We start from the raw sequence: 13,894 nt of genomic DNA on the forward strand, positions 1-13,894 counted from the left end.
ATGGAACAATATATCAACCTGTTCATCCGCGCGGTTTTCATTGAAAACCTGGCATTGTCCTTCTTCTTAGGTATGTGCACGTTTTTGGCCGTATCTAAGAAAGTAAAAACAGCATTTGGTCTGGGTGTCGCGGTTATCGTTGTATTGGGTATTTCAGTACCGGTTAACAACTTAATCTACCATAACATTCTGGCACCAGGTGCTCTGGAATGGGCGGGCTTCCCGGATGCAGATTTAAGCTTCTTGAAATTCCTGACCTTTATCGGTGTTATTGCTGCATTGGTACAGATTTTGGAAATGACGCTGGATAAATATGTGCCCGCACTTTATAACGCACTGGGTATTTTCCTACCGCTGATTACCGTTAACTGCGCCATTTTTGGTGGTGTTGCGTTTATGGTTGAGCGCGATTACAACTTCGGCGAATCCGTTGTATTCGGAATTGGCAGCGGTGTGGGCTGGGCTTTAGCAATTGTTGCTTTGGCTGCAGTGCGCGAGAAACTGAAATACGCAGATGTACCGGATGGCCTCCGTGGCTTAGGTATCACATTTATTTCAGTGGGTCTGATTGGTTTGGGCTTTATGTCGTTTTCCGGCGTATCCTTATAACCAGTGTGTTGAATCGGTAAAAAAAGGTACGAATCGATGCAAGAGATATATCTCGGTGTAGGGATGTTCACCATTATCGTACTGGTTTTGGTTGCGATTATTATGTTCGCAAAATCCAAACTGGTACCTCAGGGTGATGTAGAAATCCTGATTAATGACGACGAAGACAAAAAAATCGTGACCCAGCCTGGTACTAAACTTCTGGGGGCGTTGGCTAACGCTGGTATTTTCGTGTCGTCTGCTTGTGGTGGCGGTGGTTCATGTGGCCAATGCCGTGTCACGGTTAAAGAAGGTGGCGGTGATATTTTGCCAACCGAGCTTGACCATATTACGAAACGTGAAGCCCGTGAAGGTTGTCGTCTTTCGTGTCAGGTTAACGTTAAACAGGACATGGAAATCGAATTACCAGAAGAAGTCTTTGGTATTCGTAAGTGGGACTGTACGGTTAAATCTAATGATAACGTAGCCACGTTCATTAAAGAGTTTGTTGTGCAGTTGCCGGAAGGTGAAGAAGTTCCTTTCCGTGCGGGCGGCTTTATTCAGATTGAAGCTCCGCCGCATCATGTGAAGTACAAAGACTTTGATATCGCGGAAGAGTATCACGCTGACTGGGATCGTTTTGGCTTCTTTGATGTGGAATCTAAGGTTGATGAGGAAGTTGAGCGTGCCTATTCAATGGCCAACTATCCGGAAGAGAAAGGCATTATTATGCTGAACGTCCGTATAGCAACTCCACCGCCTAACGACTTGAGCTTACCGGCAGGGAAAATGTCATCTTACATTTTCAGTCTTAAGCCGGGCGATAAAGTGACGATTTCCGGTCCGTTTGGCGAGTTCTTTGCTAAAGAGACTGACGCGGAAATGGTCTTCGTAGGTGGCGGTGCAGGTATGGCGCCAATGCGATCGCATCTTTTCGATCAGATGCGTCGTTTGAAGACTGATCGTAAAGTGTCGTTCTGGTACGGTGCTCGCTCGAAAAAAGAAATGTTCTATGTTGAAGATTTTGACATGCTGGCTGAAGAGAACGAAAACTTCGACTGGCACGTGGCATTATCTGATCCTCAGCCGGAAGATAACTGGGAAGGCGATACTGGCTTTATTCATAATGTTCTTTATGAGCGTTACCTTAAAGACCATGAAGCGCCTGAAGACTGTGAGTTCTACATGTGCGGACCTCCGGTTATGAACGCTGCTGTTATCAATCTATTGAAAGACTTAGGCGTCGAAGACGAAAACATTATGTTGGATGACTTTGGTGGTTAATTCATGATGCTATCGAAACTGTCGATTGCTAAAGTTTGGCTAGCCCTTATGGGGCTGGCCTTTTTAGTTTCTTGTTCTGACTCTCCTGAGAAAATCACGTTTAGCGACAGTACAATGGGAACGACTTATAGTGTGACGCTTTACACTAAAGATCCCAGACACAATAAAGATGAGATTAAACGGAAAGTCGATATCGTGTTAGAACGGGTTAACGCACAAATGTCGACTTACGATCCTGAGTCTGAACTGTCTCAATTTAATCAATTCGAAAGTACTGAGCCGATGGTTATTAGTCGTGACCTTGAACGGGTCGTGACTCGAGCATTAGAGATAGCAGAGCAAACTGACGGTGCTTTGGATATAACAATTGGACCCCTGGTCAATTTATGGGGGTTTGGCCCTCAGGCAAGACCAGAAAATGAACCATCAGAATCTGAGCTAGAAGCTGTTCGTAAAAGAACCGGTTACCAAAAGTTGCGTGTACAAAATCATCAATTGATTAAAGATGAATCCGGAATGTATGTGGATTTATCAACAATTGCAAAGGGTTACGGAGTTGACAGAGTAGGTCACTTACTAGATCAACTGCGAATAAAGCAGTACCTCGTTGAAATTGGTGGTGAAGTTGTTGCCAAGGGAGGCAAACCTGATGAAGCTTCATGGCGTCTCGCGATAGAAAAACCGGTTTCTACGGAACGAGCAGTGCAGCGTGTTGTCGAATTTAAAGACGGCGCATTAGCAACATCTGGTGATTACCGGAACTATTACGAAGAAGACGGACGTCGCTATTCACATATTATTGATCCTGCGACAGGCTCTCCGATACAGCACAATTTAGTTTCGGTTTCGGTCTATGCCGACGATACGATGTCTGCTGATGCTTATGCAACGGCCTTATTGGTTATGGGAACGGATAAAGCAAAAGCATTCTCAGAAAAACACAATTTGGCAGTCATGCTTATCTACAAAACAGAAGACGGTTTTGATGAGTATATCAGCGATGCATTTAAGCCGTTGTTAAATGAGCAGGAGTAGGAGTTTTAATGCAAACCTTTATAATGGTATTCGCCTTGTTTGTTATCGTTGTACTGGCGATGGCCATTGGTTATATCGTACAACGAAAGACCATTTCTGGTAGCTGTGGAGGCATCAGCACACTGGGTATGGAGAAAGCGTGCGATTGCGATGAACCTTGCGAGAAACGCAAAGAACGGATGAAAAAGGAAGAAGCCTGGAAAGAAAACCAGATTCATTGACCCTTTTAGTCATAAAGGTTATAAACATATAACTTTTTGTTTAGTTGGAGGGTGGCATGAAACCTATTGATATTCAGACAAATGCAAACGAGCTTTATCTGGACTGTAATGCTACTACTCCGGTACTTCCCGAAATTATTAAAGCCGTTTCACACACGATGGAAACGGTTTTTGGTAACCCTTCAAGTAGTCACATCACTGGGCTAAAAGCCCGATATATTTTGGATACAACACGTCAGTTAGCCCGAAAGGTTGTGGGTTTGGAATCTGGTCGTCTTATTTTTACCAGTGGCGCCACAGAAGGAATACAAACGGCTGTTGTGTCAGCGATATACGCTGCTATGCAAACGGAACCAGGTAAAAGAAAAAAATATTTACTCTATGGCGCAACTGAACATAAAGCGGTTCCACAAGCACTCGAACATTGGAATCAACTGCTGGGCTTAAAGGCTCAACTGGTTGCTATTCCTGTTGATGAGCAGGGGTTACTGGATAGACAGTTTATCGCCCAACACGTAAAAGACGCGGCGATGATATGCACTATGGCAGTTAATAACGAGACAGGGGTTATTCAAAACCTGGGTGAGTTGGAGAGGGTAATTCGCCAGCATGCTCCTGATGTCCCGTGGATGGTTGATTGTGTTCAGGTTTTGGGAAAGAAAGCGCTTAATTTGGATGAAACGACTATTGATTATGCGCCATTCAGCGGTCATAAACTCTACGGACCCAAAGGTATTGGGTTTATGGCGGTGCGTAGCTCAGCACCTTACACACCGCTGATTATTGGTGGGGGACAGGAGTCGGGTCAACGCTCCGGAACAGAGAATTTACCCGGTATTGCGGCGTTAAACGCATTATTTGAGTTAATGCTGGATACAAAAAGTCAGCGCTTTCAGACTGAAGCTACGTTGAAAGGCTATCGCTCTCAGCTGGTCGACGCATTGAGTTCTGCTTTTCCTTCTATTGTGTTTAACCACGATCTTAATCAGTCTGTTCCCACCACGCTCAACTTTTCTGTAGAAGGCGTTGCGTCGCGCGATATTATGGATGTTTTTGACGCCTGTCAGATAAGAGTGAGTTCAGGGTCAGCTTGTAGCTCAAAAGTGACACGGAGTTTTGTGTTGGATGCTATGGGTTTTAAGGAGTGGCGTAGTGGCTCGGCTATTCGATTATCTTTTGGCCCGGCGACGCAACAAACCGAAATCGATGAGGCTTGTTTACGTATAAAACAGGCTGCTGATGCTTTAAGAAATTCCTGCCTGATCGTGGCAGATACGAATAACGATAATGATGCAGAATTAGATGGCGTAATTCAGCTTAAATACGATGATCACTGCAGCTATTTGGTGATAGACCGACAAGCGAAAGAGATTGCGGTCATTGATCCGCATCCAGCTTTGGCAGGAAGAATTGAAAATATCGTCAGCTGCCAGAACTATCGAGTAAAAGCGGTTTTGGCGACAACTCCGGACCCGGTGATAAGCCAGTCTATTGAGCTGTTGACGCCGATACTCATGTCGTCAGAATCAAAAGGCCGACAGGATATGTTTGGTTGGCCGGAAATTGCGGTAACTCAATGTGACGTTGTGCCCGTAGAGTGTGAAGGGAATGTTAGCGGCTGTGTCAGTATTGGTGAGCGCCGTTTATTCCGGGTTGGTACTCGCAATCCTGTTTATGTTTTAAGTGAACCTGCGGCGCTTAAAAGCCAGGTTCACTCAGACTTTTTATTTACTGGTACAGAGGCATCACCTTCGGTTTACGAGTGCTTTACTGGTGAGAACACGCTTCTTTGTCCCGGACGAGATCCTGAACATCATATCGCTTATACTGCTTGTGAGTTAAGTGGTGACTGTCAGGTTGATGACGGGGTTAACATTCCTATTGGGGATACCGATGAATTTTGGCATCGCGACGATCTATTAATTATCGATGTTCGGGAAAGACAAGAGCACGTGCTGTCAGATTTACCCTGTTGTGCTGAGGTTATTAATGTGCCACTGACAGAAGTTATTCAATTTATCCATAACAATCCTCATCTGCGTGAACGGGATATTATTTGCTTATGTCGCTCCGGCAACAGAAGCCAGGTTGTGGCTAATGTACTGAAGCGGCATGGATTTAACAGTCGTCATTTGCTTGGTGGCCTGGCTTTATTAGGTGTTCCCGCGGCGTAACCTAAGAGCGTGTTAAAGCTGGGTGCGCTCTTGTGGAGCCTGCCATTGGAGGCGACCGACATACCCATCTTTACCAACTAGCCAGCAACTGATGTCATCGTGGCACTGAATGTTCCAGATATTGGCATCCGAAAGCTTAAACCACTCGTTGTTGTCCAAATTGAGTGCTGCTGAACCTTGCGGATTAGACGTTAATAACCAAGTACCGTTGTGATCAATCAGACTTAAACTATAGAGCGCACCCTTTATAGGGGGAGCTGGCAGGGCTTTAAATTCTTCGTTCTGGTAATGCCACAATCTATCTTCATTGCCAGAGGCGTCATTTAAATCACCGCCGGCAATATAAAAGGTCTCATCATCAATCGGCCATACGCTGGTAATGCCGGCCATAGGGCCAGCTTTCATCGGTGTCTCTATTACTCGAAAACGGATACCGAAGGAGCCTTTAATCAGTACTCTTGCTTTATCGGCATTACCCGTTGCTATCATCCAGTTATCGTTATTAAAACGGGCACAGCTGCCGCTTGATGCAAAACCACCTTCATTCGATTGAGGAGGCTCTGAAATGGCGCTACGTACTTGCATCCAGTTGCGGCCATCGGCACTGCGAACCATTCGCCATTCGTCACCTACGCTGTCGCCGTGAACCCAGGCCTCGCCACTGGGGGAAAGCGCCATGCAATTGAAAAAGCTGTCAGATTCGCCGCGATAGCGTAGACGCCAGCTATTGCCGCCATTTTCAGTGTAATAGATGCGTGACTGACCACCTGTACCAACACTTAAGGCGTAGGCCCGGCGGTCATCAATAGCTTCAATGTCACGAAAATCAAGATCGGCAGGGCCAGGCTGAAAATACTGCCAGCTTTTACCGGAATCGGTTGTTCTGGCTACTGTTCCCTTTTCACCGGAGAGCCATATGGTATTGCGGCTTACAGGGCTCACGCCTACCCAATGTTGTTGACGAACGTTATCAAAAACCTCTATTTCCGGCGGCTGAGCTGATGCCGGAAGACTTAATAACGTGCTGAAGGGCAAAACAAACCTGAGTATATTTACGGCTTGCTGCTGTAGCTTCGATGTCATAGACGTGGCCTAATTAATTATGCATGTCATTGAGTGTAACACGTTTCCTTTTTACCGATACGTCAGTTCGGGGGCTGCAGTTCACTGTGCATCGAAACATAATCCATTATCAGAAAGACTGTCATCACTCATTAGGTAGAGATACGTCGGCATTAACTCTTCAGGTGTCTTTAGTGATTTTGGATCTTCCGCCGGATAAGCTTTCGAACGCATAGAAGTGCGGGTGGCGCCCGGGTTAATAACATTGGTACGTAGCTTCGTGCCATCATATTCATCCGCAATAACCTGAGCCATACCCTCTGTTGCAAATTTACTGACAGAGTAAGTTCCCCAGAAAGCCCGGCCTTTGCGACCAACGCCGGAAGACGTAAATACTAAAGAAGCATGAGGAGATTTTTCCATTACCGGAATGAGTGCCTGAGTCATCGCAAACTGACCAGTGACATTGACCTGCATCACATCGTCCCAACTGTCTTTTTCGATATGGGTAAAAGGGGATAGAATACCCAGTAAGCCCGCATTGTGAAGTACACCATCGAGTTTACCGAATTGATCAGCAATAGTGGTGGCCATGTCACGGTAGTTATTTTCCGTTGCACCTTTTAGATCCAATGGAATAATTGCGGGTTGCGGACTTTCCTGAGCGATAATCTCATCATAAACAGACTCAAGCTTGCTAACGGTACGGCCTAATAAAATGACCGTGGCGCTATGCTTGGCATAGCTTAGGGCGGCTTGGCGACCAATACCATCGCCAGCGCCAGTAACTAAAATAACTTTATTTTTCAGTAGTTCAGGACTTGCCTGATAAGTATGTACAGTTTTAATTTGCATAACAGTTTCTTAATACCATTGGACTGTGGTCGGGTGAGTAGGCTATTGTAACGATAATCGAATAACTTCTCAGCAAACGAACGAAAAATCGGTAAAAAGCCTTTCATCTTAATTAAGACAGGTGTATAAAAATCGTTAAGAGAAGGCATAGAATAACAAAACATAAAAAAGGATTGGGGATACCTCATGAAGAAATTACTACTCCCACTTGCGATTGGTTCTGCGCTTAGCCTGGTAGGCTGCGGCAGCGGTGACGAAGCGCCTATTACGGAAAGTGAAGTAAGTGTTGCCGCGTCACGCGTGGTGTTTGACCCGTCAAACGGTGCATTATCTGCACCAACAAACATACTGTTAAGTGGTTCAACTGACGGAACATTGAATTTACCTGTTGCTGATGCAACAGATACCGCTAACCCTCAAGTTGCTATTAATGCGCTTGATGGCTGGGGTACTCACTCAACGTTAACTTTTGATTTCTCTCTACCTGTTGATGAAAACGGCGAGCAAGTCATTATTGAAGCAGCGAGTCTGGAAGCTCAGGGCTCTATACGTGTATTTGAAACCATTCAAGGCGGCAGTGATGTCTCGGCTGGTTGTGCGGCAGCTAACCCGGCTGCGGTATGCGCGGTAACCGGTGAGCTTGAGCATGGTACCGATTTCACTGTTAAAGCGACAGGTGAAGGCAGTGTAGCTGTTGTTCCTTTACGCCCATTTAAGTCAGCAACGGGTTATTTAGTTGTATTGACCAATAACATTCAGGATTCGCTGGGACGTGATGTGAAACCATCACAGACTTATACGTTGATGAAGCGTAATGCTGAAGAAAATCCAGTTTCAGGCGATGAAAGCGCCTTAGCTTTACAAGGCCTGGTCAATAGCTACGAAGGCGCTCTTGCGCAGTATGGCGTTGACCCTGAAGGTGTTATTTACAGCTCTAACTTTACCACACAGTCTGTGGGTGATGTGCTGGACATGACAAAAACATTACTGGGCCAGCAAATTGTAGCTGGGGCTCCGCCAGTAATGCAGGCTGCCCCTCAAGGTTATACCTTAGACGTTGTATTATCTGGCGTAACTGACGACCCTAACGCCTTGGCTGCGGCAAGCGCGGCTAAAGTCTATGGTGGACAGGTTGACTTACCTTATTATTCTCCATTACCAAGCGCAGAAGAGCCGACTGCTCCGGTAACGGGGCGCTGGACGGCGAAGTGTGATAGTCCTGTAACTATTGTTGGCGGTATTGAAAGTGGTCAAATCCCTGAGGGAGCTCTAGGTTTAGGAATCACTCAAGATGCCATCGCAGCTGACAAAGCGAGTGTTATTCGTTCTTTAGTACAGGCATGTATTGCTTCAGCTGATGGTATTGACTTGCCAGGTGTTGATGATGAACGTCACTTGACGAAGTATAACCCTGTTCCTGAAGTACAAGGAAATCCAACTATTAATGCGTTTGTAACTATCCCTGATCTAGCAACTGCAAATGCGGTTAGAGCGGGAATGGATCCTGCGCTTCCGGCTTTAACGGCCCCTGCTGATGGTTGGCCCGTTGTCATTTTTCAACATGGTATAACTCAAGATAAAAGCAACGCAGCAGCAATTGCAGGTACATTGGCGGTAGCGGGCTATGCAACAGTCGCAATCGACCATCCATTGCACGGTGAACGTGGCTTCGATATCGATGAAGACGGCGAGTTGGATATCACGGCAACGGGTCCTGCAAATGCAACCACTTATATGAACTTAAGCAGTCTGTTGACAACTCGCGACAATCTGCGTCAGTCAATTACAGATTTGGTTGCATTGCGTGTCAGCTTAAATAACTTTATGGCGGCAGATGGCCAGCAAATTGATGGGACGGATGTTCACTTTATTGGTCACTCGTTAGGTGCAATTGCGGGTACTGGTTTTACTGCTTTAGCGAACACACCATTTGCTGAAGATAACCCTCTGGCTGCTGCTGGGATTGACGGTATGTTTGAAATCCAGGCTTCCAGCTTAGGTATGCCTGGTGGTAGTTTAGCTAATTTCTTGTTGGCGTCGGAAAGTTTTGGACCAACAATTAAGGCAAGCCTACTGTACTCTTCTAACGCAGAGTTCAAGGCTGCAGCTGATGAGGCTATTGCTGGTGGTGCTACATTAGAGCAGTTCTACGCAGGTTTCATGGAGCAAGCATCTGCCGAGCAGGTTGCGCAAATCAATGCAACCTTTGAGCAGTTCGCATTTGCAGCACAAACTGTTGTCGACTCGGGAGACCCGGTTAACTATGCAAGTGATGTCGTTGCTTCTGAAACGCCTGTATTCATGATTGAAGCCATTGGTGATTCGGTTATTCCAAATGCCGTTGAGAACAAGCCTCTGGCAGGAACAGAACCTTTAGCGGCATTACTTGGCCTTGAAGGTATCTCAACCACAACAACATCTGAAGACGGTACTCCGGTATCGGGTATTGTTCGCTTCGGTGGTGATGCAGCGCACGGTTCATTAGTTAGCTCAGAATCATCTGCGGCTGTTACCGCTGAAATGCAGCAACAAATCGCATTTTGGTTTGCATCAGATATGTTGCAGTTACCAGTAACCAACGAAGAAGTGGTAGAATAACTTTCAGGTTATTGAACACTGAGCATTCAAAGGCCGGCAACTATGCTGGCCTTTTTCGTTTTAGGAGAGTGGTATGGACTTTGTTGCTGATATTGGAAGCTTTTTACTGAAAGCCGCCATTATTGTTGTCGCCGTAGGTTTTATAGTGGGCCTGGTGGCTCAGGCGGCGCAAAAGCAGAAGAAAAGTAAAGGTGACTTACAAGTAACGCATTTATCTAAAGAGTTGAATGAGCTCAGTGAGCAGCTAAAAATTGAGCTTATGGATAAAAAGGCGAAAAAAAAGGCATTGAAAGCCTTAAAGAAAAAGAAAGCGACGGAGAAAAAAGAAAAGCGCCTTTTTGTTATTGATTTTAAAGGCAGTATGGATGCTAAGGAAGTCGATAGCTTGCGTCATGAAGTGAATGCTATTCTTAACTTGGCCACTGAAAAAGATGAAGTACTGGTGAAGCTGGAAAGTGGTGGTGGTGTTGTCAATGGTTACGGTTTGGCTGCTGCTCAGTTACTGCGCTTGAGAGAGCATAAGCTAACGGTGAATGTGGCTATTGATAAGGTTGCTGCCAGCGGTGGTTATATGATGGCTTGTGTTGGACACAAACTCATGGCCGCGCCTTTTGCTTTTATTGGGTCAATTGGTGTGGTGGCACAAATACCGAATTTTCACCGATTTTTGAAAACGCATAATGTCGACTTTGAACAATTAACGGCAGGGGAGTACAAGCGTACGTTAACTCTGTTTGGTGAAAACACCGATGAAGGACGCCGTAAGTTTAAGCAGGACTTAGAGGCTATCCACCGTCAGTTTAAGTCGTTTGTTCAGGAAAACCGGGCAGAACTGGATATCGATAAAGTCGCTACAGGTGAAGTTTGGTCGGGTCAGGAAGCTAAAGATCTTGGACTGATTGATGAAGTCATTACCAGCGACGCCTGGTTAATGAAACAGCATGAAGGCTTTGATGTATTGCAAGTACAATACGTTATGCGTAAGCCATTAAGTGAACGTTTTGCCAAAGGTATGTCAGTTATAATTCATACCCTGAAGACTTCCTTAACTCGGTCGGATGTCGCACAATAACAGGTATTCAGCTTGGCTTTGCAGTTTTATAGCTGTTTCTTTAAAAGCTTTCTGCTAGGCTGTGGCAGTTTTTCAAGAATGAATAATAAAGGACGCTTATGAGCGAAAAGAAAAAACTCAGCCTGACTAGCCGCATTGTCATTGGCATGGTCGCTGGGATCATTCTCGGTACTTTTATTCGTTACGTTGCCGGTGATAACGCCTGGGTTTCGTTGTATTTAACCAATGGCCTTTTTGACGTTGTTGGTCAAATATTCATTACTTCGTTAAAAATGCTGGTTGTCCCGCTGGTGTTTGTGTCACTGGTTGTTGGTACATGCTCGTTAAGCGACCCTAGCAAGCTTGGGCGATTAGGCGGGAAAGCCGTGGGTATGTATATGATTACCACGGCAATAGCGATTACTTTTGCGATTACCTCAGCAGTTCTGGTACAGCCAGGTTCGGGAATTGAGCGTGCTTCCGACGCGACCTTTGAACCCAGTGAAGCGCCATCAGTCAGTGAAGTGATCGTCAATCTTTTCCCGGATAATCCGATCAATGCTATGGCCGAAGGCAACATGCTGCAAATTATCGTGTTTGCATTGCTGTTCGGTATTTCCATGGCATTAATTGGCAAACCCGGTGAACGCTTAAAAGGTTTTTTGATGACTTAAACGCCGTCATTATGAAGCTGGTGGTTATTTTAATGAGCGTAGCGCCATATGGAGTTTTCGCGCTAATGGCCAAGCTTTTCACGGAAATTGGCGTGGAAATGATTGGCAGTCTGGCGAAATACTTTTTGCTGGTTCTGTTTGTGCTGCTTGCTCACGGTTTAATTGTTTATCCGTTATTTATGCGCGTTCTGGCGCGGGTTAAACCGGGAATTTTCATGCGTAAGATGCGTGATGCTCAGTTATTTGGCTTTAGTACGGCTAGCAGTAACGCCACCATGCCGATTACTCTGGAATCGGTAACGCGACGCCTAGGTGTGAGTAACAGTGTCGGCTCGTTTACGGTGCCTTTAGGCGCTACCATCAATATGGATGGTACGGCTATTATGCAAGGTGTGGCTACGGTCTTTATTGCGCAGGTCTATGGACTTGATTTGGGTATTGCAGAGTACCTGATGGTCATTATGACAGCGACACTGGCCTCTGTCGGCACAGCTGGTGTTCCGGGGGTTGGCCTTATTATGCTCGCCATGGTACTACAGCAAGTTGGTCTGCCAGTTGAGGGCATTGGGCTGATTATTGGTGTGGATCGTTTACTGGATATGACCCGCACCGCCGTTAATGTTACCGGCGATGCCATGGTTAGCTGTGTGGTTGCGCGCTCAGAAAATGACTTTGATGAAGACGTATACTACGACAAAGACGCAGGTAAAAAACTCGAAGAGCTTTAGTCTGCCTGTAAAGAACCGGTGCACGCTTAGGCGTGCGCCGGAATTCCTGAGTGAAAACGTAGTTTGGTATCTTCTGCGGTAATCAACTCCGCTTCCCACGTCCTGAATTCATTTACCCTTTCCGTAATGTCAATGTCACTAAGCTTTTGAGCTAACTCCAGGTAATCCTGGTAATGCCGTGCTTCTGAGCGCAAAAGTGACACATAAAACCGGGCAATATCCTCTTCCAGATACGGCGCTAGTGCAGCAAAGCGCTCGCATGAACGAGCTTCAATGAGTGCCCCAATAATCAATTTATCGATTAAAGCCTGCGGTTCGTAGGTACGTACGTGGCGAATCAGTTGCGCGGCATAACGAGAAGCACTGAGTTTGTATAAGGGAATATTGCGCCGCTGCATAATTTCAAGAACTTGCTGAAAGTGATGCAGTTCCTCACGAATTAAACGAGACATCTTATCAATGATTTCGTCGGCGTAAGGTTGTGATTCAGCAGCCTGCAGCGCGTATGACAACTGCTTACTTCTCTTAAGCTGCCGGAAGTCCCCTAGTCCACGGTAGACCAGGTCCTCATAAGGTTGTAATGCGTCCAGAAGAGCCTGTCCGTGGTCTTGATTGACGGCATAACGACGGAGTAGTAATGCGGCACTTTGAGCGGCTTTAAGCTCGCAATGCAAGTGATCGAGTAAGATGACAGGCAGGTTTTCAGAAAGAGAGGCCTGTTGAACCCACTCCTGCGGTGTTCTGCAAAGCAAAAAGTCGTGTATTGGATTGAGCAGGTTTAAATAGGGTTCGATAACGCTATGATTCACAACGATCCTTCTTGATTTTAAAAGTGCAAAATAAATTAACAACTGCGGCATTGTTCTATAACAAAAGGCCTTGACAGAAAAGAGGTGGTGCTGAATATTAGACACATGGGGTGAATTTTTCAGCAGTACCCGCATCAAAATTATAACGTATTTAAGAATTTCGCGGTATGACCCGCGTACTATGGGGAAGTGAAGTTATGATACTGAATCATATTTGGGGCTTGTACGCCCATCCAGTGCAAGAATGGAAGTCGATAGACAGCAAGCGGGAAAGCTTCTTTTATTCCTGCTCTCATGTTTTGTTGGTTGCGATTTTACCGTGTTTAGCCGCTTATTATGCTTCAGCTCATATCGGTTGGAGCATTGGCATTCGCGACTCTATTTATCTGACGCAAAGCAGCGCCGTGATGATGGCTGTCGCAATGTATGTTGGTATATTAGGTGCAACTTTTGCACTTGCTTACCTCATTTACTGGATGGCAAAAACCTTTGGTGCTGATCCAAGTTATACGAAGTCTCTTGAATTGGCAGCTTATGCTGCGACTCCGGTTATTATGTCGGGAGTTGCTTCGCTTTATCCTGAATTATGGTTTGTTGCGGTGGTGTTCCTCGGTGGTGTTGCTTATTCCGTGTACCTGCTTTATTCAGGCCTTCCGGTAATTATGCACATTCCTGAAGAGCGCGGTTTTCTTTATGCTAGCTCAGTGGTAACCGCAGGACTTATTGCGATGGTGGTTCTAATGGCAACGACCGCTATTTTGTGGACCAACGGTTTTGGACCTGATTTCATTTCATAAAGTAAGTGTTGAGACAAA

Annotated in this window: 11 protein-coding genes and 1 pseudogene; 9 read left to right on the forward strand and 3 right to left on the reverse strand. The window is 45.8% G+C overall.

Annotated elements, in window-relative coordinates:
• Genes nqrE through CWI78_RS10415 form a run of 5 tightly spaced genes read left to right on the forward strand, consistent with a single transcriptional unit; the run spans position 1 to position 5,302 of the window.
• The gene (nqrE, locus tag CWI78_RS10395) at positions 1-609 is read left to right on the forward strand and encodes an NADH:ubiquinone reductase (Na(+)-transporting) subunit E (RefSeq protein ID WP_126782735.1); all 609 of its coding nucleotides are present in this window, start codon (positions 1-3) and stop codon (positions 607-609) included.
• A 36-nt stretch (positions 610-645) separates the two neighbouring features.
• Complete coding sequence (gene nqrF / locus CWI78_RS10400) at positions 646-1,872, forward strand: NADH:ubiquinone reductase (Na(+)-transporting) subunit F (protein ID WP_126782736.1); 1,227 nt, start codon at positions 646-648, stop codon at positions 1,870-1,872.
• Between the two features lie 3 nt (positions 1,873-1,875).
• Positions 1,876-2,907, forward strand: coding sequence for an FAD:protein FMN transferase (locus CWI78_RS10405; RefSeq protein WP_126782737.1), 1,032 nt, complete (start codon positions 1,876-1,878; stop codon positions 2,905-2,907).
• 8 nt (positions 2,908-2,915) lie between these two features.
• A complete protein-coding gene (gene nqrM / locus CWI78_RS10410; protein WP_126782738.1) occupies positions 2,916-3,128 on the forward strand; it encodes a (Na+)-NQR maturation NqrM in 213 nt (70 codons plus the stop codon).
• Between the two features lie 56 nt (positions 3,129-3,184).
• Entirely contained in the window at positions 3,185-5,302 is a 2,118-nt protein-coding gene (locus tag CWI78_RS10415) for an aminotransferase class V-fold PLP-dependent enzyme (RefSeq protein WP_126782739.1), read from the forward strand.
• A 12-nt stretch (positions 5,303-5,314) separates the two neighbouring features.
• Here CWI78_RS10415 and CWI78_RS10420 read toward each other — a convergent pair whose 3' ends face one another.
• Both CWI78_RS10420 and CWI78_RS10425 read right to left on the reverse strand, forming a co-directional pair.
• Positions 5,315-6,385 (reverse strand): WD40/YVTN/BNR-like repeat-containing protein, encoded by a 1,071-nt coding sequence (locus CWI78_RS10420; protein WP_126782740.1) that lies wholly within the window; start codon positions 6,383-6,385, stop codon positions 5,315-5,317.
• An 81-nt stretch (positions 6,386-6,466) separates the two neighbouring features.
• On the reverse strand, positions 6,467-7,219 hold the full coding sequence (locus CWI78_RS10425; RefSeq protein WP_126782741.1) for a YciK family oxidoreductase: 753 nt from the start codon (positions 7,217-7,219) through the stop codon (positions 6,467-6,469).
• 186 nt (positions 7,220-7,405) lie between these two features.
• Here CWI78_RS10425 and CWI78_RS10430 point away from each other — a divergent pair, with 186 nt between their 5' ends.
• From CWI78_RS10430 to CWI78_RS10440, 3 genes and pseudogenes are all read left to right on the forward strand, one after another.
• The gene (locus CWI78_RS10430) at positions 7,406-9,817 is read left to right on the forward strand and encodes a VolA/Pla-1 family phospholipase (RefSeq protein ID WP_126782742.1); all 2,412 of its coding nucleotides are present in this window, start codon (positions 7,406-7,408) and stop codon (positions 9,815-9,817) included.
• A gap of 73 nt (positions 9,818-9,890) precedes the next feature.
• Positions 9,891-10,889 carry a protease SohB gene (gene sohB / locus CWI78_RS10435; protein ID WP_126782743.1) on the forward strand — a complete coding sequence of 333 codons (999 nt, stop codon included), beginning with the start codon at positions 9,891-9,893 and terminating at the stop codon, positions 10,887-10,889.
• Positions 10,890-10,987: 98 nt separating this feature from the next.
• Positions 10,988-12,270 (forward strand): annotated as a pseudogene (locus tag CWI78_RS10440) (dicarboxylate/amino acid:cation symporter).
• Positions 12,271-12,296: 26 nt separating this feature from the next.
• Here the strand turns inward: CWI78_RS10440 and miaE are convergent.
• Positions 12,297-13,079, reverse strand: coding sequence for a tRNA isopentenyl-2-thiomethyl-A-37 hydroxylase MiaE (miaE, locus tag CWI78_RS10445; RefSeq protein WP_126782744.1), 783 nt, complete (start codon positions 13,077-13,079; stop codon positions 12,297-12,299).
• A 197-nt stretch (positions 13,080-13,276) separates the two neighbouring features.
• On the opposite strand from miaE, the gene CWI78_RS10450 reads away from it, so the two are divergent.
• The gene (locus CWI78_RS10450; RefSeq protein WP_126782774.1) at positions 13,277-13,876 is read left to right on the forward strand and encodes a Yip1 family protein; all 600 of its coding nucleotides are present in this window, start codon (positions 13,277-13,279) and stop codon (positions 13,874-13,876) included.
• The last annotated feature ends 18 nt before the right edge of the window (positions 13,877-13,894 follow it).

This window comes from Idiomarina ramblicola (genome assembly GCF_003987255.1).
GTDB classification, from domain to species: Bacteria; Pseudomonadota; Gammaproteobacteria; order Enterobacterales; family Alteromonadaceae; genus Idiomarina; species Idiomarina ramblicola.